General features: G+C 65.3%; 27 protein-coding genes. 11 read left to right on the top strand and 16 right to left on the bottom strand.

The window, feature by feature from the left end; translation table 11 throughout:
- A partial coding sequence (locus VW23_RS09055; protein WP_210184493.1) for a VOC family protein occupies positions 1-400 on the top strand: 400 nt, incomplete at its 5' end.
- Position 401: 1 nt separating this feature from the next.
- On the opposite strand, the gene VW23_RS09050 is transcribed toward VW23_RS09055, so the two are convergent.
- Entirely contained in the window at positions 402-839 is a 438-nt protein-coding gene (locus VW23_RS09050) for a hypothetical protein (protein ID WP_069909250.1), read from the bottom strand.
- A 79-nt stretch (positions 840-918) separates the two neighbouring features.
- Here VW23_RS09050 and VW23_RS09045 point away from each other — a divergent pair, with 79 nt between their 5' ends.
- Both VW23_RS09045 and VW23_RS09040 read left to right on the top strand, forming a co-directional pair.
- Positions 919-1,374, top strand: coding sequence for a YaiI/YqxD family protein (locus VW23_RS09045; protein ID WP_069909249.1), 456 nt, complete (start codon positions 919-921; stop codon positions 1,372-1,374).
- A gap of 134 nt (positions 1,375-1,508) precedes the next feature.
- Positions 1,509-2,018, top strand: a complete 510-nt coding sequence (locus VW23_RS09040; protein ID WP_069909248.1) for an HPP family protein — start codon at positions 1,509-1,511, stop codon at positions 2,016-2,018.
- A 34-nt stretch (positions 2,019-2,052) separates the two neighbouring features.
- Here the strand turns inward: VW23_RS09040 and VW23_RS09035 are convergent, their stop codons facing one another.
- From VW23_RS09035 to VW23_RS09000, 8 genes are all read right to left on the bottom strand, one after another.
- Complete coding sequence (locus VW23_RS09035; protein WP_069909247.1) at positions 2,053-2,859, bottom strand: FadR/GntR family transcriptional regulator; 807 nt, start codon at positions 2,857-2,859, stop codon at positions 2,053-2,055.
- Between the two features lie 60 nt (positions 2,860-2,919).
- Entirely contained in the window at positions 2,920-4,125 is a 1,206-nt protein-coding gene (locus tag VW23_RS09030; protein ID WP_069909246.1) for an aminotransferase class V-fold PLP-dependent enzyme, read from the bottom strand.
- A gap of 1 nt (position 4,126) precedes the next feature.
- Positions 4,127-5,026 (bottom strand): ABC transporter permease, encoded by a 900-nt coding sequence (locus tag VW23_RS09025; protein ID WP_084645806.1) that lies wholly within the window; start codon positions 5,024-5,026, stop codon positions 4,127-4,129.
- Entirely contained in the window at positions 5,023-5,955 is a 933-nt protein-coding gene (locus VW23_RS09020) for an ABC transporter permease (protein WP_069909245.1), read from the bottom strand. The genes VW23_RS09025 and VW23_RS09020 overlap by 4 nt, the downstream gene beginning before the upstream one ends.
- 13 nt (positions 5,956-5,968) lie before the next feature.
- Entirely contained in the window at positions 5,969-7,738 is a 1,770-nt protein-coding gene (locus VW23_RS09015) for an ABC transporter ATP-binding protein (RefSeq protein ID WP_069909244.1), read from the bottom strand.
- Positions 7,739-7,794: 56 nt separating this feature from the next.
- Positions 7,795-9,390, bottom strand: coding sequence for a peptide ABC transporter substrate-binding protein (locus VW23_RS09010; RefSeq protein ID WP_141728279.1), 1,596 nt, complete (start codon positions 9,388-9,390; stop codon positions 7,795-7,797).
- A 191-nt stretch (positions 9,391-9,581) separates the two neighbouring features.
- Complete coding sequence (locus VW23_RS09005) at positions 9,582-11,189, bottom strand: peptide ABC transporter substrate-binding protein (RefSeq protein ID WP_069909242.1); 1,608 nt, start codon at positions 11,187-11,189, stop codon at positions 9,582-9,584.
- Between the two features lie 274 nt (positions 11,190-11,463).
- Positions 11,464-13,830 (bottom strand): transketolase, encoded by a 2,367-nt coding sequence (locus tag VW23_RS09000; RefSeq protein WP_069909241.1) that lies wholly within the window; start codon positions 13,828-13,830, stop codon positions 11,464-11,466.
- 102 nt (positions 13,831-13,932) lie between these two features.
- Here VW23_RS09000 and VW23_RS08995 point away from each other — a divergent pair, with 102 nt between their 5' ends.
- The 3 genes from VW23_RS08995 (at position 13,933) to VW23_RS08985 (ending at position 16,952) form a co-directional block, all read left to right on the top strand.
- Positions 13,933-14,421 carry an Lrp/AsnC family transcriptional regulator gene (locus VW23_RS08995; protein ID WP_069909240.1) on the top strand — a complete coding sequence of 163 codons (489 nt, stop codon included), beginning with the start codon at positions 13,933-13,935 and terminating at the stop codon, positions 14,419-14,421.
- Positions 14,422-14,483: 62 nt separating this feature from the next.
- Complete coding sequence (locus tag VW23_RS08990; protein WP_069909239.1) at positions 14,484-15,731, top strand: NAD(P)/FAD-dependent oxidoreductase; 1,248 nt, start codon at positions 14,484-14,486, stop codon at positions 15,729-15,731.
- Between the two features lie 201 nt (positions 15,732-15,932).
- Positions 15,933-16,952, top strand: a complete 1,020-nt coding sequence (locus VW23_RS08985) for a TerC family protein (protein ID WP_069909238.1) — start codon at positions 15,933-15,935, stop codon at positions 16,950-16,952.
- Positions 16,953-17,102: 150 nt separating this feature from the next.
- Here the strand turns inward: VW23_RS08985 and VW23_RS08980 are convergent, their stop codons facing one another.
- The gene (locus VW23_RS08980; protein ID WP_069909237.1) at positions 17,103-17,678 is read right to left on the bottom strand and encodes an SOS response-associated peptidase; all 576 of its coding nucleotides are present in this window, start codon (positions 17,676-17,678) and stop codon (positions 17,103-17,105) included.
- A gap of 25 nt (positions 17,679-17,703) precedes the next feature.
- The gene (locus tag VW23_RS08975; protein WP_069909236.1) at positions 17,704-18,726 is read right to left on the bottom strand and encodes an LLM class flavin-dependent oxidoreductase; all 1,023 of its coding nucleotides are present in this window, start codon (positions 18,724-18,726) and stop codon (positions 17,704-17,706) included.
- A 133-nt stretch (positions 18,727-18,859) separates the two neighbouring features.
- Here VW23_RS08975 and VW23_RS08970 point away from each other — a divergent pair, with 133 nt between their 5' ends.
- On the top strand, positions 18,860-19,663 hold the full coding sequence (locus VW23_RS08970) for a phosphodiesterase (protein WP_069909235.1): 804 nt from the start codon (positions 18,860-18,862) through the stop codon (positions 19,661-19,663).
- A 42-nt stretch (positions 19,664-19,705) separates the two neighbouring features.
- Here VW23_RS08970 and VW23_RS08965 read toward each other — a convergent pair whose 3' ends face one another.
- Positions 19,706-20,125: a VOC family protein gene (locus tag VW23_RS08965; RefSeq protein ID WP_069909234.1), complete on the bottom strand. Its 420-nt coding sequence runs from the start codon at positions 20,123-20,125 to the stop codon at positions 19,706-19,708.
- A gap of 116 nt (positions 20,126-20,241) precedes the next feature.
- Between VW23_RS08965 and VW23_RS08960 the strand changes: the two genes are divergently transcribed.
- A complete protein-coding gene (locus VW23_RS08960; RefSeq protein WP_069909233.1) occupies positions 20,242-20,556 on the top strand; it encodes a DUF1905 domain-containing protein in 315 nt (104 codons plus the stop codon).
- A gap of 102 nt (positions 20,557-20,658) precedes the next feature.
- Here the strand turns inward: VW23_RS08960 and VW23_RS08955 are convergent, their stop codons facing one another.
- Positions 20,659-21,354: a gamma-glutamylcyclotransferase gene (locus VW23_RS08955; RefSeq protein WP_069909232.1), complete on the bottom strand. Its 696-nt coding sequence runs from the start codon at positions 21,352-21,354 to the stop codon at positions 20,659-20,661.
- Between the two features lie 267 nt (positions 21,355-21,621).
- Between VW23_RS08955 and VW23_RS08950 the strand changes: the two genes are divergently transcribed.
- The 3 genes from VW23_RS08950 to VW23_RS08940 are packed head-to-tail and all read left to right on the top strand — an operon-like array spanning position 21,622 to position 22,990.
- Entirely contained in the window at positions 21,622-21,918 is a 297-nt protein-coding gene (locus tag VW23_RS08950) for a YciI family protein (RefSeq protein WP_069909231.1), read from the top strand.
- 16 nt (positions 21,919-21,934) lie between these two features.
- Positions 21,935-22,396, top strand: a complete 462-nt coding sequence (locus tag VW23_RS08945; protein WP_069909230.1) for an NUDIX hydrolase — start codon at positions 21,935-21,937, stop codon at positions 22,394-22,396.
- A 45-nt stretch (positions 22,397-22,441) separates the two neighbouring features.
- The gene (locus tag VW23_RS08940; RefSeq protein ID WP_069909229.1) at positions 22,442-22,990 is read left to right on the top strand and encodes an AAA family ATPase; all 549 of its coding nucleotides are present in this window, start codon (positions 22,442-22,444) and stop codon (positions 22,988-22,990) included.
- A 7-nt stretch (positions 22,991-22,997) separates the two neighbouring features.
- Here the strand turns inward: VW23_RS08940 and VW23_RS08935 are convergent, their stop codons facing one another.
- The 3 genes from VW23_RS08935 to VW23_RS08925 are packed head-to-tail and all read right to left on the bottom strand — an operon-like array spanning position 22,998 to position 24,221.
- Positions 22,998-23,417 carry a hypothetical protein gene (locus VW23_RS08935; RefSeq protein ID WP_069909228.1) on the bottom strand — a complete coding sequence of 140 codons (420 nt, stop codon included), beginning with the start codon at positions 23,415-23,417 and terminating at the stop codon, positions 22,998-23,000.
- A 22-nt stretch (positions 23,418-23,439) separates the two neighbouring features.
- Complete coding sequence (locus tag VW23_RS08930) at positions 23,440-23,856, bottom strand: hypothetical protein (RefSeq protein WP_069909227.1); 417 nt, start codon at positions 23,854-23,856, stop codon at positions 23,440-23,442.
- 11 nt (positions 23,857-23,867) lie between these two features.
- Positions 23,868-24,221: a DUF4189 domain-containing protein gene (locus VW23_RS08925; RefSeq protein WP_069909226.1), complete on the bottom strand. Its 354-nt coding sequence runs from the start codon at positions 24,219-24,221 to the stop codon at positions 23,868-23,870.
- Positions 24,222-24,631: the final 410 nt, after the last annotated feature.

The following is a 24,631-nucleotide window of genomic DNA, read 5'->3' as shown; positions in this document are numbered from 1 at the left end:
TACTGAGACAACGAGGGAGGACGTAATGAACGCGCAAAGCAGAGCCACCGCGATGATCCCTGCCCACAATGTCGAACGGGCAGTGGCCTGGTACCGAGACAAGCTGGGGATTGCCCCCGCCAAGCAGGACGACTACGGCGCCAACTACGAACTCAACGGCGTCCAGGCCTTCCTCTACAAGTCGGATTTCGCCGGCACGGCCGAACACACCATCCTGTCGTTCGACACCACCGACCTCGACGCCGACATGCGGGACATGCGCGGCAAGGGCGTCGCGTTTCTCGATTACGACCTGCCGGACCTGAAGACCGAGAATGGCGTCGCCAGCTTTGGCCCGGTGAAGAACGCCTGGGCCAAGGACAGCGAGGGCAACATCCTCGGCTTCGTTCAGGGCATGTAGGCTATTTCGAGCAGCGGAACACCGTGCTCGACTTCGCGTCGCCCACGGCGATCCGGATGCCTTCGCCTGATGGACCGAAGATCGGCGTCAGCTTCAGCTCCTGCTTGTTGCAGGTGGCGCTGAACGTGCCGTCCTTGTTGTCGTTGAGCGCGATATCGCAGCTCTTGCCGGCGGCGGAGTACTTGCTCGCCGACACCACGGTCAGGCCGGTCTTGTCGGTGCAATCGAGCGCCGCCCAGCTGCCGATCAGCGGGCGGGCACCGGGCGGCAGTTTCGCCGTTGCGGCCGGGGCGGCAGGCGTCTTGCCAGTGGCCGGTGCCTTGGCGGGCGTGGCGGCAGCGGCAGGCGCTTCAGCCGACGGCGCCTTGGGCGTGCTGTCGTTGTTGCAGGCAGCCAACAGGGGGAGGATGAGGAGGAAAGAGAGCGGCAAAAGGCGCATCGGCGAATCCGGTGTCGTTGCTATTGTCATGGCATGGGTGCGCCGTCATTGCGGCGCGATTGCAGCGGAGTAAGCAAGTTTGGCCGTGGCGCAGATCTTTGTGGATGCCGATGCCTGTCCGGTGAAGGACGAGGTGCTGCGGGTCGCCGAGCGGCACGGCCTGGTCACCACCTTCGTTGCCAATTTCGGGCTGCGGCCGTCGCGCGATCCGATGGTGCGCAACATCATGGTGCCGCAGGGCGCCGACGCGGCCGACGATTGGATCGTCGAGCAGGTTGGTGCCAACGATCTGGTGGTGACCTCCGACATTCCGCTGGCCAGCCGGGCCCTGAAGAAGGGCGCTGTCGTACTCGGGCCGACCGGCAAACCCTTCACCGAGCAGTCGATCGGCATGGCGCTGGCAATGCGCGAACTGAACCAGCACTTACGCGAAACCGGCGAGAGCAAGGGCTACAACGCCGGCTTCACCGCCAAGGATCGCGCCAACTTCCTCCAGGCCTTCGACGCAGCGGTGCAGCGTGCCAAACGCCTGTGACAGGCGTCGGCGTGCCATCAGCGCATCTATGCTAGACATTCGTCGATCCGCCTGAAGTTTGGGCGGTATGCCCTTGAAATGGGCAGCAAACTGCGCTTCAAACGTGCACTGTTTTCCTGCCCGGGTACTTCCACGTGAGCCGCCTTCTCGATTTCATCCACCGGCACGAGCCGCGCGGCCAGACTTTGGCGCACCTGAAATCCGGCATTGGCGCTGTGGTAGCGATGACCCTGGTCGGCGGGCTGGCTGCCTGGACCGGGCTACCGATGCTGCTGGCGCCGTTCGGGGCGACGGCCGTGCTGCTGTTCGGTCAGGCCGAGAGCCCGCTGGCGCAGCCGGCCAATATCTTCGGCGGCTACCTGGTGGCGGCCGCGATCAGCGTAGCAATTTTCGCGCTGGCGCCGTCAGCCTGGTGGGTCGCCACCATCGCCGTGGGCCTGGTGATTGCGGCGATGCTGCTGCTGCGCGTGACGCATCCGCCGGCGGGGGCGGTGCCGTTGGTAGCGCTCTCGACCCATATGCCGATGGATACGCTGTTCCTCGTGGTCGTCGCTGGCGCTGCCTGCCTCGTTGGCGTGGCGGTGGTGCACCACCAACTGCCGCCGCGGGTAACTTACCCGCGCCGCCCGACCCGCCCAGGTTGAGCCACCTCGACCGCCGGCAGAAGACTGAAGCACATTACCGTTTCGTTGAAACGGTAATGTGCTTCAAGCCATTGATTTGTCGCGCTTTCGAACCGGAAAAGTCTGCAACTTTTCCTGAAAACGCTCCGGTGGTGATGATCATCTCGATCTCGTCGCGCACCTTGTCGAGCACGTCGTTGATCGCCGCGACGGCCTGAGCCGGGTCGGCAGCAACGATCGCATCGGCGAGGTCGCGATGCGGCGGGAACGAGTCGAGGCCGAAATCGTCACGGCCGAACGGCGATTCGTTGGAGCGCTCCAGCGCCTCGTCGAGCTTGTGCAGGATCTCGCCGAACATCGGGTTCCCTGACGCCTCGTAGATGGCCCCATGGAAGGCCGCGTCAGCCTTGTGCCAGTTGCGGCGCGCCGCCACATCGGCCAGCAGCACATCGCAGAGCCGCGAGATTTCCGCCCGCTGCGCCTTGGTGGCATTGACCGTGGCCTTGCGCACCACCTCGTTCTCCAGCGCCCGGCGGACTTCGACCAGGCGGAGCAGGGCCTCGCCCTCGAAGCGGATCATGGTCGGCGCGAGCCCACGCGACGTGCGCACCTTGGCGGCGAGATAGGTGCCGTCGCCGCGGCGGCGGCGGATAATGCCGAGGCCTTCCCAGCGGTTCAGCGCCTCGCGGATGGTGGAGCGGCCGACGCCGAGCGTGGTCGCCAGCGAGACTTCCGGCGGCAGCCGGTCGCCGACGCTCAGCCCGGCCCGTTCGATCATTTCGGCGAGCGCATCCAGCACGGCAACGCCGCGCGTTCGCGTCTCCAGCGGTTCGAGGTAGCTCAGTACTCCGTCCTGCGCCACGCCTGTTCCTCCCGGCCCAGATGGCCGTGCCGGCACCACCATCACAATTCGGTGGTTTTGTCAGCCATGCTGACGTGCCAGCTCCTTCTTGCCCTGCAAATCCAACATGTCCGTCAACGCGCCGATGAGAATGTCCATCTGCGCCTTCGAATTGTAGCCCTGCACCGAAACCCGGACGATGTGGTGGTCCTGCCACTTGAACACCGGGATCTCGATCGCGTATCGCGCCATCAGTTCTTTGGAGAACTCCGCCGGTTCGAACTCGGGAACCGGCATCGCCACCATCTGCGGCGCGGAGAACTCCGGGCTGCTGAGCGGTTCCAGACCCGTCAGCGCCTGCAGGCGCCGCGCCGTTTCCTGCGCCAGCTCGCGGCAATCGGCGGCGACGCGGGTCCAGTCGTGATCCTCACGGAACTTGATCGCGGCGGGCACACTCAGCCAAGCCGCCGGATCGCGGGTGCCCTGCATCTCCAGCTCGTCGATGAACGGGCTGTTGCCGAAAGCGCCCTTGGCGTCGGGGAGTTTTGAGTCAGCGGTCCAACCGTGGCTGATCACCAGCGGATTGATCAGCCCCTGCAGCTCCGGGCGGACATAGAGGAACGCCGAGCCCTTGGGCGTCATCAGCCACTTGTGGCAGTTGCCCGAGTAGAAATCGACGCCCATGGCATCGAGGTTCAGCGGGATATGGCCCGGCGTGTGGGCGCCGTCGATGACGGTCCAGATGCCGCGCTTGCGCGCTTCGGTGATCGGCCGCTCGATCGGGAAGCGCAGCGCCGTCGGCGAGGTGATGTGGCTGAGGAACAGCACCTTGGTGCGCTCGTTCATCGCCTCGACCAGCGTGTTGGTGAACGCCGCCTCGGACACCAGCGGCATCGGCACCTTGACCGTAACGATCCTGGCGCCGGTGCGGCGCGCCACATAGGCCCAGGTCTTTTCCAGCGCCGAATATTCGTGGTCGGTCGTCAGGATCTCGTCGCCCTCCTTGAGGTCGAGCGACTGGGCAACGATGTTGAGCCCCTCGGTGGCATTCACCAGGCCGACGAGGTTCTCCGAGGTCGTGCCGAGGAACGCCGAGAGCGCCACGCGCGGCACCTTGGTGCGCTCGCTGAGGTCGCGGCCGAGGAAAGCCACCGGCTGACGTTCCAGCTCGAGCTGCCAGGCCTGGTAGGTCTCGAACACCGGACGCGGGCAGGCGCCGAACGAGCCATGGTTCAGGAAAACGACATCGTCCCGGAGGAGGAAGTGTCGCGCGAGATTGGAGGACAAGTCAGCGGCCTTTCAGTGTGGGATCGAGTGCATCGCGCAGGCCGTCGCCGAACAGCGTCGTGGCGAGCACGGTGATGGCGAGAGCTGCCGTGGGGAACACGGCCATGTGCCAGTAAAAGAACATGAAGTTGATGCCGACATTGATCATTTGGCCCCAGCTCGGGGTCGGCGGCGCGACGCCGATGCCGAGGAAGCTGAGGCTCGCTTCGAGCATCATGGCGCCCGGCACCGACAGCACGAACCCGACGATGATCGGCGACAGCGAGTTGGGGATGACGTGACGGCGGAGGATGTACCAGGGCGAGGCGCCCAGCGCCTGCGCCGCCCGCACGAACTCCTTCTCGCGGAACGACTTCACCTGGGCGCGGACCAGGAGGCAGACGCCGAACCAGCCGAACAGCGAGGCGACGACGATGATGGTGAAAAAGCCACCGCCGGCCAGCGCCCCCAGCAGCATCGCTGCCAAGAGCGGCGGCACCACCGAGAAGATCTCGATGATGCGCATGATGAACCAGTCGACCCGGCCGCCGAAATAGCCGGCAATGGCGCCGATCGGGATGCCGATCAACAGGCTGCAGGTGGCGGCGGCAAAGCCGATCAGCAGCGATACCCGGGCGCCATAGACGATGCGGGTGAAGAAGTCGCGCCCGAGGTCGTCGACGCCGAACCAGAACTCGGCCGATGGAAAAGCCAGTGACTGGGTCAGGTAGAGCTGCGCATCCGGAGCGCTCTTGGTGAACAGCGGCGCAAAGATCGCGGCGAGCATGATGATCGCGAGGACGACGCCGCCGGTCACCGCCGCTTTATTGGCCGAGAAGCGCCGCCAGGCGAAGTAGGCCGGGCTGTGCTGGGTGTGCGCGGGCGGTACCGCGAGCGCGCCGGTTTCAATGTCGGTGGTCATTTCGCGTCATCTCCGAGACGGATGCGCGGATTGAGCCACGCGTAGGCGATATCGGAGATCAGGTAGGCGAAACAGATTCCGATGGTGAACATCAGCACCAGCGCCATCTCCAGCGGATAGTCGCGGTTCTCGATCGAGGAGACGAAATAGCTGCCGAGCCCGGGGATGCGGAACATCGCCTCGACGAAGATCGAGCCGGTGGCCGTGCCCATGAACATCGGCAGGAACACCGTGACCATCGGGATGGCTGAGTTGCGCAGCACGTGCTGGAAGATGATCCGCCTCTCGCTCAACCCCTTCGCCCGCAACGCCGTGACGAACGGCCGGTTGAGCGTGTCGAGCATCGCCGAGCGGGTGTAGCGGGCATAGGTGGCGAGCGGGATCGCCGCGTAGGCGGCAATCGGCAGGATCCACCGTTCCGGCTTGCCCCAGCCGCTGGCTGGCAGCCAGTTGAGCCAGACCGCAAAGATCAGGATCAGCAGCATCGAAATGACGAACACCGGGATGGTGAGGCCAAGCACCGAGAGCGTCGAGGCGAGGTAGTCGATCCAGCTGTTGCGGCGCAGCGCCGCCGCCATGCCGATCAGGATACCGAGCGCCGCGCCGATGATGACGCCGGAACCGCCGAGGATCAGGCTCGGTATCCAGGCCTGCTGCAGCAGGCTGATCACTGTCTCGCCCGGGGATTGGTAGGGCACGCCCCAGTTCCCCTGCAGCACCCCGACCATGTAGTTGGTGTACTGCACCCAGAGCGGCTGATCGAGGCCGAGCCTCGCATTGAGCTGGGCCTTGACCGCCTCGGAGAGCGGCATGTCCTTTTCAGTGAACGGACCGCCCGGCACCGCGTGCATCATCAGGAAGATGACCAGCGAAACGATGAAGAAGGTCACCGCGACCGAGAGCAGGCGTTTGATGAGATAGACAATCATGCCCTTACCTCCTTCAGTTGGTGACGATGGCTTCGACGAGGTGGCCGGGGGCCACGCTGACGAGCTGTGGAATGTCGCCGGCCGCCGCTTCAGCCGCGAGGCTTGAGCGCGTCAGGCGTGGTGTGCCGGCGGTGATGTCTTCGGCGGTGATGAACGAGCGCTCACGCCGATCCCTGGGGTTGGTGACCGGGATCGCATCGAGCAGCGAGCGCGTATAGGGATGCCTGGGGTTGGCGAAGATGTTGGCCGTCGGCGCCTGTTCGACCACCCGGCCCTTGTACATCACCACCACGCTGTCGGTCAGCGAGCGCACCACGCTGAGGTCGTGGCTGATGAACAGCATCGAGAGCCCCATCTGCTTCTGCAGGTTTTTGAGCAGCCCGATGATCTGTGCCTTGACGGTAACGTCGAGCGCCGAGGTCGGCTCGTCGGCGACCAGCACCGAGGGCCCGAGGATCAGTGCCCGGGCGATAGCGACGCGCTGGCGCTGACCACCCGACAGCTCGTGCGGATAACGGTTGCCGAAGCTGCGGTCCATGCCGACGCGCTCCAGCCAGCTCAGCGCTTCCTCGGTTTGCTCGCGCGGGGTCTTCACCCCGTGGATGTTGAGCGGCTCGGCGATGATCTGGGCCAGCGTCATCATCGGATCGAGCGCCGAGTAGCTGTCCTGAAACACCACCTGCATGCGCCGGCGAAACACCTTGAGGGCGCCGGTGTCGAGCTTGGAGATGTCGGTGCCGTCAACGAGGATCTGTCCGGCCGTCGGCTCGAGCAGGCGCATCGCCATCATGCCGGTGGTCGATTTGCCCGAACCGGACTCGCCGACGAGCCCGACGATCTTGTTGCGCGGCAGCACCAGGTTGACCCCGCGCACCGCCGGGAAGTCGACATAGGTGGAAAAGATCCGGCCGCGACGGCGCAGCGCATAGACCTTGGAGAGGTTGCGCAGCTCGAGGGCAGGGGCGATCGGCTCGCCGGTGCCGGGCTCGGCCCGCCGGGACTCGCCGGCCCTGAGGCTCGCCAGCAGCGACTGGGTGTAGCTGTGCTTGGGCGTGTCGAAGATCTGGTCGACGGTGCCTTCTTCCATCACCCGGCCGCCATACATCACGACGACCCGATCGACGGTTTCGGCGACGACGCCGAGATCGTGGGTGATCATGATCAGCGCCATGCCCATCTCGGCCTGCAGGTCCTTGATGAGCTGCAGGATCTGCGCCTGGATGGTGACGTCGAGCGCCGTGGTCGGCTCGTCCGCGATCAGCACCTTGGGCCGACAGCTGAGCGCCATGGCGATCATCGCGCGCTGCAGCATGCCGCCGGAAAGCTGGTGCGGATAGTAGCTCAGCACATCCTTGGCGTTCTTGATCTCGACCTTGAGCAGCAACTGCTCGGCCTCGCCCAGTGCGGTCTCCTTGGAGACATCGCGGTGCGTGCGGATGGTTTCGACCATCTGATGGCCGATGGTGAACACCGGGTCGAACGTCGTCGCCGGGTCCTGGAAGATCAGCGCGGCAACCTTGCCGCGCAGCGCCGCCATCTGCCGCGGCTTGGCCTTGAGCACATCGACACCATCGAGCTCGAGCCGGTCGGCGGTGATCGTCGCGGAGTTGGGCAACAGCCGCATCAGCGCCAGGCACGAAACGGACTTACCCGAGCCGGACTCCCCCACAATGCCCAGGCTTTCGCCCTCGGCGAGCTGGATGTCGACGCCGCGTACCGCGTCGATCTGGCCGCCATGCTGACGGAAGCTGACCTTCAGGCCTTTGATATTTACGAGAGTCATGCGCTGTTCCGAACTTGGCGCCCCCGGCCACCGGCCGGGAGCACTGGTTTTCGCGACTAGTTCTTGGTCAGGTGGGTGTACACGTAACCCGACCAGTTGGGGTAGAAGCCCTGCTTGTTGGGCGTCATGGCATCGCCGCCGAGCTTTTCGGACACGACGTTCATGGTGATCGGATGGGTGAGCGGCACGATCAGCCCCTGGTCGATCATCACCTGCTCGGCCTGTTCGTAGAGCTTCACGCGCTCGTCCCAGGTCGGGGCGGAGTCGGCCTGTTTGACCAGGTCGTCATAGGCCGCGATGTGGTAGCTGTGCCGGCCGCCATTGTAGAAAAGGCCATAGAAGTTCGACGGGTCGAGATAGTCGTACTCGTAGGGCGCGAGGTAGATGTTGTTCTTGCGCGCCAGCATGCCTTCCATCCAGTCCTTGCCCGGCATCACCTTGATGTTCATGGTGATCCCGAGGATCTGCTTGAACTGCGACTGCAGGTACTGCGCCATCGGCGGCAGGATGGCGCCGTTATAGCCGCCTTCCTCGCGGAACCAGATCTCGATGTCCGGGAAGCCCTTGCCATCTGGGTAGCCGGCCTTGGCCAGCAGTTCCTTGGCCTTCTCGGGGTTGAACACTGCTTGCTTGGCGACATTCTCGCTGTAGCCGGGGAAGCCCGGAGGCAAGATCGAGTGGGCCGGGATGGCGATGTCCTTAAGGACGGTCGAGGTCAGCTCGTCGCGGTTGATGGCGTAGTAGAGCGCCTTGCGGACATCGACATTGTCGAACGGCGCCTTGTCGAGATCGAACGAGATATAGTTGGTCGAGAACACCGGGTTGGTGTGGATCTGGTCGGCATAGCGCTGCCGCATCATCGCCACCTGTCCGGTATTCAGCGAGGTCATGTCGACGTCGCCGGCGAGGAAGGCGGGCACGCCCACTTCCGGCAGGCCGAGCGAGGAGTCGAGCACCACTTCATCGATCTCGGGCGTCCACGGACCCTTGTAGTCCGGGTTCTTGGCGAGAGTGACGGTGTTGTTGGACTTCACCCACTCCTTGACCACCCAGGGACCCGACGAGACGATGGTCTCGACATTGGTCGACCACTCTTCGCCGAACTTGTCGAACTGGTGCTTGGGTACCGGGTACCACAGCGACACGACGCTCGGCAGGTAGGGCTTTGGCGCTGTGGTGGTGACTTCGAGCGTCTTGTCGTCGACGGCCTTGAGGCCGAGGGTCGAAACGTCGGCCTTGCCGGCCGTTACGTCGTCCCAGTTCTTGATGCCGCCGGCAAAGCTCCAGTACCAGGCGAAATCATAGCCGGTGGTGGCCGCATGCTGCAGCGCGAAGACGAAATCCTCAGCGGTCAGCGGTTCGCCGTCGCTCCAGTTGAGCTCGGGCCGGATCTTGAACGTCCAGGTCAGGCCATCGGCCGACTGCGACCAGCTCTCCGCCGCGATCGGGGTGAGGTTGAAGTCCTTGTCGAAAGCGGTCAGGCCGATCTGGATCATGTCCGAGCCGGCGGCACGGGCATAGACGGTCTTCATGTAATCCATATAGGTGGCCGTCGTGGACTGTCCGGGGACAGTCACGGTCTGGGCCAGCGCCGGCACGGCCATACTTGCCGCCAGCGCTATTGATCCTGCCAATTTCAGCAGTAGGTTCAATCCACTCTCCTCAAATATTCGTGCACAGGATCCGCTGAGCCAAGGCGTGCACGCCCGTTTGCGGCGGCCCTCGGACTGGCTTGCTGCGACGTCCTCCCTGCGCTCCCTTTGTGGGATGTCACAGGTCCTCTCGCGTCGCGGGTACGGGGCCCCGGACGTTCCCCGGCGGAGGCCGGGGAACGCCAGTTCTGCTACTTCACCGAGATGTGCGAGTAGAGGAAGTTACCGATACGCCCGAGCGGGGTGAAGCCACGCGAGTTGGGCGTGACGCCCGGCCCGGTGATGTCCTCGCTGACGGCGGCCGTGATGACCGGGTGCACCAGCGGCACGATGAGGCCCTGGTCGATCATCACCTGTTCAGCCTGCTCGTAGAGCTTCACGCGCTCTTCCCAGACCGGGTTCTTGTCGGCCTCGGCGACGAGCTTGTCGTATTCCGGCACGTGGTAGGTGTGACGGCCACCATTGTAGAACAGGCCGTAGAAGTTCGACGGGTCGAGATAGTCGTACTCATACGGCGCCAGGTAGATGTTGTTCTTGCGGGCGAGCATGCCCTCCATCCAGTCCTTACCCGGCATCACCTTGATATTCATGGTGATTCCGAGAATGTCCTTGAACTGGGCCTGCAGGTACTGCGCCATGGGGGGCAGGATGGCGCCGTTATAGCCGCCTTCCTCGCGGAACCAGACTTCGATGGTCGGGAAGCCTTCGCCATTCGGGTAGCCGGCCTTGGCCAGCAGTTCCTTGGCCTTGGCCGGGTCGAACACGGCCTGCGCCGCGATCTTGTCGCTGTAGCCAGGGTAGCCGGGCGCCAGGATCGAGTGCGCCGGGATGGCGATGTCCTTGAGCACGGTGGCGGTCAGCTCGTCGCGGTTGACGGCGTAGTAGAGCGCCTTGCGGACGTCGGCATTGTCGAACGGCGCCTTTTCGAGATCGAAGGCGAGGTAGGACGTGGCGAACACCGCCTCGGTACGGATCGAGTCCGGGAACCGCTGCTTCACCACCGGGATCTGGCCGGCATTGAGCGTGGTGTAGGCGAGGTCGCCGGCGAGGAAGGCCGGCATGCCGACTTCCGGCAGGCCTACCGACGGATCGACGGTCAGCTCGTCGACCTGCGCAACCCACGGACCATTGTAGTTCGGGTTCTTGGTCAGGACGACCGAGTTGTTCGACTTCTCCCAGGACTTGAGCACGAACGGCCCGGAGGAGAGAACGTTGGCGACACTGCTCGCCCAGTCATCGCCGAACTTGTCGAACTGGTGCTTGGGCACCGGGTACCACAGCGAAACCACGCCCGGCAGGTACGGCTTGGGTGCTGCGGTCGTCACTTCGATGGTCTTGTCGTCGACGGCCTTGAGGCCGAGGGTCGACACGTCAGCCTTGCCGGCCGAGACGTCGTCCCAGTTCTTGATCCCTGAGGCGAAGCTCCAGTACCAGGCGAAATCGTAGCCGGTGGTGGCGGCGCGCTGCAGGGCGAAGATGTAGTCGTTCGCGGTGACCGGCGCCCCATCACTCCACGTCATGCCGTCACGCAGGTGGAAGGTCCAGGTCAGGCCATCGGCCGACTGATCCCAACTGGTCGCGGCCAGCGGGGTCAGCTGGTACTCGTTGTCGAAGCTGGTCAGCGGCTCCTGCAGGAGCTCTGCGCCGGAAGCGCGCGCGTAGACCGTCTTCATGTAGTCCATATACGTGCCGGTGGTGGATCCACCCGGTACGGTGAGTTTTGTCTGCGCCAACGCTGGCACGGCGGTCAATCCCGCCGCCAGCGCGACCGCGCCGACAAATTTCAGCAACGCGTTCATAGAGCTCCCTCCTTGTTGCAGAGCTACTGCTTGACGTCCCCTGTGCCCCGGCCGAACCTCGGCGAACCGCAATCCGAACGGGCCTCGCATGAGCGGTTTCCGGGCATAGACGCCCCGCCCGGAACCGGTTCACTGGCTGACTGCAATTCCCCTCGCAATCGGCCTTATGACATATGTCTGACAACTCCATGTTGGCTTGGCAAGCCGTTTGTGGCCCGCACATGACAAGGTTGGCATAGTTTTGCCGCGACGCCGTTCAGCGGGACGAACACGCTCATCGGCGCCCCCCGAACAGGCTCTGCGCCGCGTTGGCGATGGCCGCCGCGTCGATGCCGAAATGCCGGTAGAGATCGGTCACCGTGCCGGTCTGGCCGAAGTGCTCGACCCCCAGCGTGATGGCCCGATGGCCCCGCACGCTGCCCAGCCAACCCAGCGTCGCCGGGTGCCCGTCGATGGCGGTGACCAGAGCCGCGGTGTCCGGCGCATCGGCCAGCAACGTCTCGATATGGCAGGTGGCGTCGCGGTCGCCATGCAGGCGCGCCCGCTGCGCGCCATGCCAGCCGGCATTTAGCCGATCAGCCGAGGTGACGGCCAGCACCGCGACGTTGCGGCGCTCGCCGCCGATCATGCCGGCCGCGGTGATCGCTTCGCTGGCCAGCACGCCCTGGTAGGCGATGACCGCCTCGCAGTTGGGGGTCGGCGGCACCAGCCAGTAGGCGCCGCGAATGATGTCGCTGGCGAGCCCGGGCGTCACCTCGCGCGGCGGCTGTTCGATGGCGCGGGTGGAGAGGCGCAAGTAGACCGAGCCACCCGAGACGTCGCGCGGCCAGTCGGCGAGATCGGCCCGGTCGCTGCCGTCGCGCTGCATATAGTCAAAGCCCCAGTCGATGATCACCGAGAGCTCGTCGGCGAAGGCCGGCTCGAATGACGCGAGCCCATCCTGCGCCATGCCGATCAGGGGCGTGCCGACCGACTGGTGCGCGCCGCCTTCGCCGGCCAGCGATACGCCGGAGGGCGTCGCCACCAGCAGGAACCGCGCGTCCTGGTAGCAGGCGTAGTTCAGCGCATCGAGGCCGCGCGCGATGAACGGGTCGTAGAGCGTGCCGATCGGCAGCAGCCGCTCGCCGAACAGCGAGTGGCTGAGGCCCGCAGCGCCGAGCAGCAGGAACAGGTTCATTTCGGCGATGCCCAGCTCGATATGCTGGCCGTCGGGCGTGAACTGCCACTTCTGCGCGCTCGGGATGCGCTCCTTCTGGAAGATGTCGGCCATCTCGCGGTTGGCGAACAGGTGCCGCCGGTTCACCCAGGTGCCGAGATTAGTCGAGACGGTGACGTCGGGCGAGGTGGTGACGATGCGGCGCGCCAGTTCGCTGTCGGTCTTGGCGATGGCGTCGAGGACCTTGCCGAACGCCGTCTGGGTCGACGTGGCGCTGGGACCGACGAACTGCGGTCCCAGCGCCGGGACGGCTGGGGAGGAAAGCCGTCGAGACTTGGTGGTGTTGAAGGGGACCTTATCGAGAAAGGCCTGCAGCTCGCGCTCGGATGGCTTCAACCCCTCGAAGCGTTCCCACTCGTGGCCGTCACGCACCCGCATCGAAGCCTTGAGGCTGTCAATCTGCGCACCGGTCATCTGCCCGGCGTGGTTGTCCTTGTGCCCAGCGAGCGGCGTGCCCCAGCCTTTCACGGTATAGGCGATGAACACTGTCGGCTTGTCGGTGGTCTGGCCCTCGAACTGCTCGAGCAGGCTCTCGATACAGTGGCCACCGAGATTGGCCATCAGCTCGGCGAGCTCGGCATCGGTGCGGCGTTCGAGCAGGGCGGTGACCGGACCCTGATCGCCGATCTCGTCAGTGAGCCGCTCTCGCCAGGCGGCGCCGCCGCGGAACATCAGAGCTGAATAGAGCCCATTGGGGCAGGCGTCGATCCAGTCGCGGAGCCGCTCGCCGCCGGGGTCGGCGAAGGCGCGGCGCTGCTTCGCGCCATATTTGAGCGTCACGACGTTCCACTCGAAGGCGCGGAAGATCGCCTCGATCCGGTCGTAGAGCCCCTCGCGCACTACGCCGTCGAGGCTCTGGCGGTTGTAATCGATGATCCACCAGGTGTTGCGGAGGCTATGCTTCCAGCCCTCGAGCAGGCATTCGTAGACATTGCCCTCGTCGAGCTCGGCATCGCCGACCAAGGCAATCATCCGGCCCTCGGCGCGCTGTTTCGCCCATGGCTTGGCCCGCACGTAGTCCTGGATCATCGAGGCGAAGGCGGTGAAGGCGACGCCGAGCCCGACCGAGCCGGTAGAGATATCGACGTCGTCGGTATCCTTGGTGCGCGATGGGTAGGATTGCGCCCCGCCGTAGCCGCGAAAGGCCTTGAGCTTGTCGAGGCTCTGCTTGCCGAACAGGTATTGGATGGCGTGGAACACCGGCGCCGCGTGCGGCTTCACCGCCACGCGATCCTCGGGTTTGAGGATGCCGAAGTAGAGCGCCGACAGGATCGCCGTCATCGAGGCGGAGGAGGCCTGGTGGCCACCGACCTTAACCCCGTCCGGGTTGGGGCGGAGATGGTTGGCGTGATGGATCATCCAGTTGGATAACCACAGCGCCTTGCCAGCCAGCGCCTCAATCAGGGCGATACGCTCCGTCGACATGTTCCCTCCCAAATGTCTGACATTAACGGTGCACTAGCCGGTGGGGTGTTTCCTGCCTATTGTAACTGCTCTGTCATCCCGTTGCGCAGGATTTGCCACGATATGCCGCCAAGATCGGTGAATTCTGCCAAAACCGAGCTGACCGGCATCGACCGCCGCATCCTCAGGGCGCTGCAGGAGGATGGCCGCATGACCATCCAGGCGATCGCCGATCGGGTCGGGCTCTCGGCCTCACCGTGCCTCCGCCGCATCCGCCAGATGGAGGAGGCGGGGATCATCGCCGCCTACAGCGCCGTCGTCGACCAGAAGGCCGTCGGCCTGCCGGTTTCGGTGTTCATCTCGATCAAGCTGGAGCGGCAGCGTGCCGAAGAGCTCGATCGCTTCGGCGCCGCCATTGCCGGCTGGCCCGAGGTGATGGAGTGCTACCTGATGACCGGCCAGTTCGATTTCCTGCTGCGTGTCGTCTGCGCCGACCTTGCGGCCTACGAGGCGTTCCTGCGCCAGAAGCTGACCCAGGTCGCAGGCGTCAGCTCGATCGAATCGAGCTTCTCGCTGGGCCAGGTGAAATACTCCCGCGTGCTGCCCATCTGACGCAGTTACGGCGCCGCCGAACATCGCTAAAAGCGGACCCGACAGTTTTCCTCGGGTGAGTCATGCAGGCCGACAGCATCGTTCTTGGCGCGGGTATGGTGGGCGTCAGCATCGCGGTGCACCTGCAGATGCGGGGCAGGGCGACCGTGCTGGTCGACCGGCGCGGCGCCGGCGAGGAGACCTCCTACGGCAATGCCGGCCTGATCCAGCGCGAAGCGGTGATGCCGCACGCCTTTCCGCAGGGCCTGGACGAGCTGTTCCGCTACGGGCTGAACAACCGCACCGACATGCACTACCACCTCAGCGCGTTGCCGCGCATTGCGCCGTTCCTCGCGCGCTACTGGTGGAACTCGCGGCCCGAGCAGTACCGCCGCATCGTCGAGACCTATGCGCCGCTGATCGCCCAGTCGATCAATGAGCACGCGCCGCTGATCGAGCGGGCAGGGGCGGGCCACCTGATCGAAAAGAAGGGCTGGTATCTGCTCTATCGCGACAAGGCCAAGCAGGACGAAGGCTACCTCAAGGCCGAGGGGCTGCGCCGCGATTTCGGCATCGGCAGCGCCGAGCTTTCGAGCGCTCAGATGCACCAGGTCGAACCCGGCCTCGGCATTCCGCTCGAGGGGGCGCTGCACTGGACCGACCCGTGGAGCATCCGCGACCCCGGCGGATTGGTGGTGAAGTATCGCGAGCTGTTCGAGCAGCTTGGCGGCGTCGTCGTCACCGGCGATGCGCTGAACCTGCAGCAAGGCAGCAGCGGCTGGCGCCTGCCGGTGGCCGATGGCGTGCTCGAAGCGCGCGACGTGGTGATCGCACTCGGGCCCTGGGCCGCCGATCTCACCAGCCGGCTCGGTTATCGCCTGCCGCTGGGGGTGAAGCGCGGCTACCACATGCATTTCGGCCAGCCCGCGGCGCAGCCGCTGAGCAACTGGATCCTCGATACCAGCTATGGGTACCTCCTGACCCCGATGGCGCGTGGCATCCGTCTCACCAGCGGTGCCGAGTTCGCGCTGCGCGATGCCCCCTCCACGCCGGTACAGGTTGATCGCGACGAGCCCTTTGCCCGCGAGCTGTTCCCCGGCCTGGGGCCGCGCCTCGAAGCCCAGCCCTGGCGCGGCGCGCGTCCGGCAACGCCCGACATGATGCCGATCATCGGGCCGGCGCCCGGCCACCAGGGTCTGTGGTTCGCCTTCGGTCACGCCCACCACGGCATCACGCTCGGCCCGGTCACCGGCCGGCTGATCGCCGAGATGATCACCGGCGCAGCGCCGTTCGTCGACCCCACGGCGTTTTCGGCCAAGCGGTTTCTGTAACTGCCGCCGGTGCGGGCTGACCCCCACCGGCGCCAGCAGCCAGCCAGAAGTCTCACTGCCGCATTTTGCCGCTGGGGGAGGGGGTTGAACTCGGCCAACCGCTCGCTACGTTTTGCGGGCGGTACCGGGCCCCTCTGACGGCAGCACTTCTACGCTCCGTGATGTCGGAACTGCTCCAAACTTCACATGGAGAGGTCCGGCATGGATATGCTGCTCAGCGCCCTTATGGGCGATTTCCTTGGTACTCCCGTCTATTTCTGGGTGGCGTTCCTCGCCATCGTCATTGGCCTGTTGGTCTTCGACCTGGGCATTCTCAACCGCAACGCCCACGAGATTTCCGCCCGTGAGAGCCTGACGCTCTATGCGGGCTACGTCTTCGTCGCGGTGCTGTTCGGCGTCTGGGTGTGGTTCAGCCGCGGCGCTGAAGCCGGCCTCGAGTTCTACACCGGTTACCTGATCGAGCAGAGCCTCGCGATGGACAATATGTTCGTCATCGCGACCATCTTCGGCTTCCTCGCCATCCCCCGCCTCTACCAGCACCGCGTGCTGTTCTGGGGCATTCTGGGCGTCATCGTGTTTCGCGCGCTGCTGATCGGCCTCGGCGCGGCTCTGGTGCACTCGTTCAGCTGGGTGCTGGTGCTGTTCGGCGCCTTCCTGATCTTTACCGGCGTGCGGCTGTTCTCGCATCAGGACAAGGAACCGGACATCGAGGCCAACCCGATCCTCAAATTCCTGCGCAAGCATTTCCGCATTTCGCAGAACCTCGACGGCAAGAACTTCCTGACCAAACTGCCGGACAGCAAGACCGGCAAGCTCGTGACCTTCCTCACCCCGCTCGGCGTGGCGCTGATCATGGTCGAGACCGTCGATCTGATCTTTGCCGTCGACTCCGTGCCGGCAGTGTTCGCCGTCACGCAGGATACCTTCATCGTCTACACCTCCAACATCTTCGCCATCCTCGGCCTCCGCGCCCTCTACTTCGCGCTCGCAGCAGCAATGAACCGCTTCCGCTACCTGCAGGTCTCGCTGGCCATCGTCCTGGTGCTGATCGGTATCAAGGTGGCGCTGGTGCCGTTCGACGTGAAGATCGACACCTTCCTGTCGCTCGCCGTCACCCTCGGCGTACTGGCCGGCGGCGTGCTCTACTCGCTGTGGAAGACCCGCAACGAGCAGAGCGTTTCGGCTGAGGTACAGCCGGAGCAGGGAAGGCTGGAGCCGTAAGAGGGCAGAAGCGCCGGTGCACTGCCCCTCACCCTGACCCTCTCCCCGGAGGGGAGAGGGGACGCACTTTGCACGGGCAGTGCCACATCGCCCCCTCTCCCCTCCGGGGAGAGGGTTGGGGTGAGGGGCAGCATAGCGCTTGACGCCGCCCTACGGCCGCACCGTCACCACATCCAGCGTTCCCGCGGGGAGGGGCTTCAGCAACTCCTCCTCGGGCTTGGTGAGAAACAGCCAATGCGCCCAATCCTCGGGCAAGACCACGCAGACCTGCCGGTCGTGATAGGGCGCGATATCCGGGCCCGGCTCGGTGGTGAGCATGGTGAAGCTGAGCGCGCCATCGGCGTCCTCACTCCAGAGGCCCGCAATCGCCATGATCGGCGAGCCCCTCACGCTGAAGCGGTGCTTGGTCTTGGGCGATTTGGTGCCGGTGAACTCGAAAAACCCCGAGAGGATGACGAGGCAGCGCTTCGATTTGTCGAAGTGCCGCCCGTCGGATTTGAAGTTGAACACCGGTGGCGCTTTGGGCCGCGGCGGCGGCCAGCCGAACCGCATCGACACGACCTCGACGCCGTTGCCGGCGGCCCGCAGCACCGGCCCGATATCGCCGATGCGGATATCGTCGGCCTGCGGCAGCTCGGCCGGAGCCTCGCTGCTGTCGAGCTCGAGCGCCTTGATCGCCTCGAGATATTGCTGGTGGGTGACGTGCTGCTCGTAATCGTTACACATCGGGCCCTCCGCGCCTCTGGTTCGGTCAGCGCCAGCCGAGCGCCGGCGCAACGTGCTTCAGCACCGCTTCGATGACATGGGCGTTGTAGGCGACGCCGAGCTGGTTGGGCACCGTCAGCAGCAGCGTATCGGCGGCCTTGATCGCCTCGTCCTCGGCCAGCTCCTTGACCAGCTGGTCCGGCTCCGCCGCGTAGCTGCGGCCGAACACGGCCTGCTTTCCGGGTTCGATATAGCCGAAGTGATCCTGGCTGCGGGCGTCGCCGCCGAAATAGGCGCGGTCCATATCGGTGATTAGCGGGAAGATGCTGCGGCTGACCGAAACGCGAGGCGTCCGGGTGTGACCGGCTTCGGCCCAGGCAGCGCGGAACGCCGCAATCTGCTCGGCCTGCTGGATGTGGAACGGCTTGTCGGATTCCGCCATCACCAGGGTCGAACTCTGAAGGTTCATCCCCGTCTTGCCGGTCCACTGCGCCGTCGGCGTCGTCGCGGCGCCCCACCAGATCCGCTCCCTGAGGCCCGGCGAATGCGGCTCGAGCCGCAGCAGCCCCGGTGGGTTGGGGAACATCGGGCGCGGGTTGGGCTGGGCGAAGCCTTCGCCACCGAGCAGGTCGAGGAACACCTCGGCATGGCCGCGCGCCATGTCGGCATCGGTCTGCCCCTCGGCCGGCACGTAGCCGAAATGCCGGTAGCCATCGATCACCTGTTCGGGCGAGCCGCGGCTGATGCCGAGCTGCAGGCGGCCTCCGGCGATCAGGTCGGCGGCGCCGGCGTCTTCCGCCATATAGAGCGGGTTCTCGTAGCGCATATCGATGACGGCGGTGCCGAGCTCGATCCGGCTGGTCCTCGCGCCGGCGGCGGCGAGCAGCGGGAACGGCGAGGCGAGCTGGCGCGCGAAGTGGTGGACGCGGAAATAGGCGCCATCCGCGCCCAGTTCCTCGGCCGCCACGGCCAGGTCGATCGATTGCAGCAGTGCATCGCCTGCCGACCGGGTCTGCGATTGCGACGAGGGCGTCCAGTGCCCGAACGAGAGGAAACCGATCTTCTTCATGGGTGTGGCCTTGAGCGTACCGTGACCTCCTAGATGTCACGGCAATGGGGAGGGATCAACGTCGACGGCGTCTGTCACGCGCCGGTCATCCGGTGCGGTTAGGAGGCCCGCCATCAACCATGGGGCCACTGCCGTGACACTGAAATTCATCGTGATGAGCGACCTGCATCTGGTGGCGGAGGGCGAGCTGTCGATGACGCTCGATACCGCCGCGCGGCTGGAGGTCGCGGTCGAAACCATCAATGCCCGCTATGCCGATGCCGATTTCTGCATCCTTGCCGGCGACCTCGCCGATCTCGGGCAGGCTGCCGCCTATCGCCGGCTGCAGGCGATCCTCGCCAAGCTGACCATTCCGGTGCACATCACGCTCGGCAACCACGACGACCGCCCGACCTTCCTCGCCGTATTCGGTGACGAGTTTGCCGGCGAGACCGGCCATGTCGACAAGGTGCTCGATATCAAGGGCTACCGCATCGTCCTGCTCGATTCTTCCGAACCGGGCCGCGTCGATGGCGTGCTCGAGGCGCAGCAGATCGACTGGCTGAAGGCTCGGCTGGCGGAAGCCGCCGACAAGCCGGTGATCGTCATCCTCCACCACAACGCCAACGCGCTGCATATCGAATCCGATACCATCCGCATCCTCGAGGATGGCCCGTTCCTCGAAGCGCTGGCGACCCACAACGGCATCCGCCAGGTGATCGCCGGCCACGTGCACGTCACCTCGACCGCCACCTATCGCGGCATCCCTTTCACCACGCTGGCCGGCGGCCACTACTCGGTGAGCTTCAATGTCGATCAGCCCGGCAAGCCGATCCGCCGCCTCACCGGCCCCGGCCAGATGGCCGTGGTGATCGGCACCGAAGACCGCACCACCGTGCTGTTCGAGGATTTTGTCGACGGCAACGAGGAAATCGTGCTGGCGGCAGCCGCGGAGTAATGCGTGTGCGGGGCGGCTCACACCGCCCCGCTGCCCGGCCCCTCAGGCGTTGCCCGGGCCGGTAATGTTGACCATCCAGGGCGTACCGAACTTGTCGCTCAGCATGCCAAAACTGTCGCCCCACGGGGCTTTCTCGAGCGGCTGCATCACGTTGCCGCCAACCACCAGCTTATCCCAGTAACCGCGCAGCTCCGCTTCATTGTCGCCGCTGAGCGACACCGTCATGGTGTTGCCCGGCGTGAACGGCATGCCGGGCGGCGAGTCCGACGCCATCAGCCAGTAGCCGCTGGGCGAAATCAGCTGGCCGTGCATGATCTTGTCCTTGTCGGCCGGATCGTGCGGCATGCCGCCATCGGCATAGGTCATGATGGTCAGCTCGCCGCCGAACACCGTCTCGTAGAACGTAATCGCTTCTCGGGCGTTGCCGTTGAAGTTGATGTAGGGGTTGAGGCGCGTCGGCATGGTTTCCTCCCGTGCTGCCTTCGCTGAGGCTAGTGCCCGGCCGTGACGAGAACAAGACGCGCGGGCTTGCGACCGCTTGGACCGTCCGCTCTACTTGCGAGGCGAGGGAGGCCGGGATGGAACTGCAGTTCAGGGCAACGGTGATCTACTGGCGCGGGCCGGCGCCGTTCTTTTATGCCCGCATCCCCGCCGACATCGGCGCCGAGATCGGCAAGGTGAAGAAGGCCGCGAGCTATGGCTGGGGCGTCATCCCGGTGGAAGCAACCATCAACGGCATCACCTTCACCACCTCGCTGTTTCCGAAGGACGACACCTACCTGCTGCCGCTGAAGCAAGTGGTGCGCAACAAGCTGGGCGTCACCGCCGATGACCAGGTCGATGTCGAAATGACCATCGGCGGCGGGTATGTGCCGTTGCAGTTTCGGGACTAGCTCCCCTCCCCCTTGAGGGGAGGGGCTGGGGGTGGGGGTCCATCGGCTCTTGAACCGCACCACCCCCTCAATCCCTCCCCTCAAGGGGTGGGAGGCCGGACCTCACGCCGCAAGCGCCCGGATCTCCCTCGCAACCCGCGCCTGCAGCGCCCACAGGTTCCGGTCACGGATGCCGTGCGCCTCGAGCTGCGTCACCGTGTTGTAGAGATACTGCGCCCCGGAGCCCCAGTGCCCGGCGGCACGGGCCAGGGTGCGCGCCACCACGCTCTGTGGCAGCCGGCCGGCATAGTTGGCGCCCTCAGGCGAAGCAACAAAGGCCAGCGCCTGGAGTGGCCCGTTCGGCGTCGCGAGCCGCATCCAGCGCGGCACGTTGGTCGGGCGCCGGCTGTCGGTCTCGCGGGCGAGCAGGCGCACCAACTGGCCATGCGGATCGGCATCGGGCAGCCGGTAGGCGAGCCCGGCGCACGAGCCGCCGCGATCGAGCGCCATCATCAGCCCCGGCACCTCGCGGGTGCCGCGCCAACGGGTCAGCCGCATGCAGAAGCGGCGATGCCAGCCATGCGCCACCGCCTGGCGGGCCTCGAGATGGGTAAGCTCTGGCTTCCAGATCAGCGAGCCGTAGGCGAACAGCCACAACGGACCATCCGGACGGTTGGCCAGCAGCGCCGCGGCCGTGGCCTCGAGGTCGGCTTCGGTCGGGTCGGGCATGCCGGGCACCGGGCCCGGATCGGGCTCGGTGCGCTCGACCAGCGCAACCAGTTCAGCAGTCAGCTCCATGGTGGAGCGGGGTAGGGACATCGTCCAACTCCAAGCGGTCGCCCCCCGCTGGAGCGCTTTCAGGAAAAGTTGCAGACCTTTCCGGTTCGAAAACGCGACGAAAAAACATTGGGTCGGATATGCCGATAGCGGCGCGGGGGATCAAGTGTACCGGTGGTACGGAACTGTTCTCGGCCGGGCGACCCGGTTTCGACGCCGGCCGCAACTTGGATGTCCGAGGGGAAACGCTTACCTAAGCGCGACGCGGCCGCACTTACCGGCCCCCATCGTAATTCGCAGGAGCATAGAATGTACGCCCTTGCCATCGTTCGCTATCGATTGCCGTTGGCGGAAATTGCCGAGACCCACCGGGAGGCCCACCGCGAGTATCTGCGCGAGCTGCAGAGGCAAGGCGTGCTGATCGCATCTGGTCCGTTCCAGCCGCATGTGGGCGGCGCCTTTCTGTTGCGCGTCCCGGACGCCGACCCTAACGGCGCGCTTGATCGCGTCCGGGAGGGCGATCCGTTCACCCGGCACAAGCTGGCGCAGTACGAACTGCTGCCGTGGGACGTGAAGACCGGCGTCGAGGACCTGGATCGCATCTGAAGCTCGGGAGGGGCGATTGCCCGAAATTTCCGCCGGAATCCTGCTGCATCGGCTTGGGCCGGGCGGGCGCGAGGTGCTGCTGATCCACCTTGGCGGGCCGTTCTGGGCCCGCAAGGACGAAGCGGCCTGGTCGATTCCCAAGGGACTGATCGACACCGGCGAGGAGCATGAGGCGGCGGCGCGGCGGGAGTTTGCCGAGGAGGTTGGGGCGGTGCCGGAGGGCGACTTGGCCCCGCTCGGCGAGTTCAAGCTCTCGAGCAGCAAGCAGCTGGTGGCGTTTGCGCTGCAGGGAGATTTCGACCCCGACACCCTCATCTCGAACAGTTTCGAGATGGAGTGGCCGCCGCGTTCCGGGCAGCGGCAGAGCTTTCCTGAAGTCGACCGGGCAGGGTGGTTCGGCCTCGACGCGGCGCGGACCAAACTGCACCTCGGCCAGCGGGCACTGGTCGATGCATTGCTGGCCCTCACCGGACCGTAGACTTCTGGCGCGACTGATGGCAGGGAGGCTAAAAGGGGAAGGCCCATGCGCATCGCGGTGACCGGCACGCACGGCAGTGGCAAGACCACGCTCGTCGAAGATTTCGTTGCAGCGACACCGGGTTACGAGGCGGTGCCGGAGCCTTACTGGCTGCTGGCACAACAGGGCGTGGTGTTCGCCGATGGGCCATCGGTCGTCGATCTCGAGGAGCAGTTGAAGCAGAGCTGCGCGCTGCTGCTCGCGACCAGCGAGACCAACGTGATCTTCGACCGCTGCCCGCTCGATTTTCTCGGCTATCTCGAGGTGCTGAGCGCCGCCGAAGGCTTTGAGTGGAGCCCGGACGGGAAGCTCTTGAAACGCATCGAGGATGCGCTGGCGACGCTCGACCTCGTCGCCTTCGTGCCGCTGAAAAGCCCGGACGAGATCGCGGTGGCGATCGAATATCCCAAGCTGCGGAAGCGCGTGGATGCGCGACTCAAAACCATGCTGCGCGAGGACGATCTCGGGCTATTGGCCGATGGGCCGCGCGTCGTCGAGGTGAGCGGGACGCGCGAGCAGCGGGTGCGGCAGGTGACCGGGGAGTTGGCCGGCTGAGCTGCTCTCAGTCGTAGGCCTTCTCGTACTTTTCCAGCGCGCGAATGGCCTTGGTGTTGCCCCCGTCGGCGCGGCCGCGGATATAGGTCAGGGCCGCCTTGAGGGTGAAGGCGTCGCCAGACTCGCGGGCCAGCACCAACGCCTTGAAGTAATCGACCTTGAGGCAGCTGACGCCCATGATCATGCCGTGCATGTAGAGGCTCGAGGCATCCATCCGGCCGATGGCCGAGGCATCCTGGCGCGCCACGATCTCGGCGCAGATCGCCTTGATTTCGTCCTTGGTCGATGCGGTGCTCACTTTGTAGTAGAGCGAGCTCTTGGGCAGCAGCTGCGCGCCGCCCTTGGCGGCAACTTCGGTAGCAATGCCTGCACTGGTCGCGAGGACCAGGGCAGCGACAAGTACGGACAGGCGTGATTTGCGTCGCATGGTGTGTGCTCCGGTGTTTGGGCTACTTGAGCCGCTTGCTCAGCGCTTCGATGCTGGTACGGCGCTTCGGTAGGGAGAATGGCGGCTTCTGGCGCTTCGCGAGCCCGAACACGTCGCCTGCGGCGCGCTCCACCACGACACTCTCGAAGATCTTCAGCGGCTGGCATTCCCAGCCCGCGCCGCTATGGCCGGTGACCGGGTTGTAGCTGTTCTGTGTGTAGCCGAAGCAGATACTGCCGCGCTCGGTCTTCCAACGGCCGGGCAGCACGACCTTGTTGCCGGGATACCAAAGCCAGGTGCCGCCTTGCTTGTCATAATACTCGACCTGCGTGCCGTGGCCGGGGCTGTAGGTCATGATGGTCTGGTTGGCGAGTTTTGGCGCCGCGAGCGCCACGCCGACGCCGGCGAGAACGATGAGGGCGGCAACGATCAATCGCATAGCGGGGTTCCTCATTGACCGCAGAAATCGTCTTCGACACGGCAGGGGCCGGCTCCCAGCGCGTCGCACGCCTTGAGCGCCGCGGCATGGGCGCGCGGCTTGCTGCCCGCCTTGCCGACACCCCACTTGCTGCCGGTGGTCGCAATGGCGAGGCACCCGCCGGTGCCAGAGGCCACCACCTTGCAGTTCTGGTACTGCTTGCGGCAGGCCTCGAGCGTGATGTCGCTCGCCCACGAGATCGAGCGGAAGCGCTGTACAAACGGCTTGCCGCCCGGCGCCGCCTGCGCGACGGCCCAATCGGCCATGGCCGGAACCGGCGCCAGCAGCGACAGGCTGCAGGCAACCGCCAGTATCAAATGCTTCACATTATCCCCCAAGGCGCAATTATGACTTACATGCGAAGTATCGCTAGTGGGTAAGACTTCGCGCCGCCAGTGCAGACCTGCGATAGGGTAAATTCTGGCGGGAAATGTCGGCCACCTGCATCGTTTCACGATTGAACCGCACCGGTACGGCAATTGGGCTCGGCCCGACCCACCCACCGACTGTCATCCCAGCTTTTCGCCCGTAGGCGAACCGAGGCTATGCAAGTCCCCCAAACTCGGTGTCATCCCCGCGAAAGCGGGGACCTCCGTTTGCGATCGTGCAGCAGGCACCAAAACAGAGGTTCCCGCTTTCGCGGGAATGACCCGGTGGGTGGGGCACGACCCAACTTAGCGCATATGAGCTTTCGCTGAGATGACACCGCAGGTGGTTCAGTTCATCCGCGAAATAT

The organism is Devosia insulae DS-56 (genome assembly GCF_000970465.2).
GTDB lineage: Bacteria > Pseudomonadota > Alphaproteobacteria > Rhizobiales > Devosiaceae > Devosia_A > Devosia_A insulae.
Note: the sequence above shows the minus strand (reverse complement) of the source record. Positions and strands in the feature narration are given on the sequence as shown.

Bases quoted from the DNA above. Each gene is read 5' to 3' on its own strand.
- VW23_RS08965 (WP_069909234.1), bottom strand. From the start codon at position 20,125: ATGCCGACGCGCCTCAACCCCTACATCAACTTCAACGGCAACGCCCGA.
- VW23_RS09025 (WP_084645806.1), bottom strand. From the start codon at position 5,026: ATGACCACCGACATTGAAACCGGCGCGCTCGCGGTACCGCCCGCGCAC.
- VW23_RS09020 (WP_069909245.1), bottom strand. From the start codon at position 5,955: ATGATTGTCTATCTCATCAAACGCCTGCTCTCGGTCGCGGTGACCTTC.
- VW23_RS08980 (WP_069909237.1), bottom strand. From the start codon at position 17,678: ATGTGTAACGATTACGAGCAGCACGTCACCCACCAGCAATATCTCGAG.
- VW23_RS08935 (WP_069909228.1), bottom strand. From the start codon at position 23,417: ATGCGACGCAAATCACGCCTGTCCGTACTTGTCGCTGCCCTGGTCCTC.
- VW23_RS08940 (WP_069909229.1), top strand. From the start codon at position 22,442: ATGCGCATCGCGGTGACCGGCACGCACGGCAGTGGCAAGACCACGCTC.
- VW23_RS08950 (WP_069909231.1), top strand. From the start codon at position 21,622: ATGTACGCCCTTGCCATCGTTCGCTATCGATTGCCGTTGGCGGAAATT.
- VW23_RS08995 (WP_069909240.1), top strand. From the start codon at position 13,933: ATGCCGCCAAGATCGGTGAATTCTGCCAAAACCGAGCTGACCGGCATC.
- VW23_RS08930 (WP_069909227.1), bottom strand. From the start codon at position 23,856: ATGCGATTGATCGTTGCCGCCCTCATCGTTCTCGCCGGCGTCGGCGTG.
- VW23_RS09050 (WP_069909250.1), bottom strand. From the start codon at position 839: ATGCGCCTTTTGCCGCTCTCTTTCCTCCTCATCCTCCCCCTGTTGGCT.
- VW23_RS08960 (WP_069909233.1), top strand. From the start codon at position 20,242: ATGGAACTGCAGTTCAGGGCAACGGTGATCTACTGGCGCGGGCCGGCG.
- VW23_RS09005 (WP_069909242.1), bottom strand. From the start codon at position 11,189: ATGAACGCGTTGCTGAAATTTGTCGGCGCGGTCGCGCTGGCGGCGGGA.
- VW23_RS09015 (WP_069909244.1), bottom strand. From the start codon at position 7,738: ATGACTCTCGTAAATATCAAAGGCCTGAAGGTCAGCTTCCGTCAGCAT.
- VW23_RS08955 (WP_069909232.1), bottom strand. From the start codon at position 21,354: ATGTCCCTACCCCGCTCCACCATGGAGCTGACTGCTGAACTGGTTGCG.
- VW23_RS09000 (WP_069909241.1), bottom strand. From the start codon at position 13,830: ATGTCGACGGAGCGTATCGCCCTGATTGAGGCGCTGGCTGGCAAGGCG.
- VW23_RS08975 (WP_069909236.1), bottom strand. From the start codon at position 18,726: ATGAAGAAGATCGGTTTCCTCTCGTTCGGGCACTGGACGCCCTCGTCG.
- VW23_RS08990 (WP_069909239.1), top strand. From the start codon at position 14,484: ATGCAGGCCGACAGCATCGTTCTTGGCGCGGGTATGGTGGGCGTCAGC.
- VW23_RS08985 (WP_069909238.1), top strand. From the start codon at position 15,933: ATGGATATGCTGCTCAGCGCCCTTATGGGCGATTTCCTTGGTACTCCC.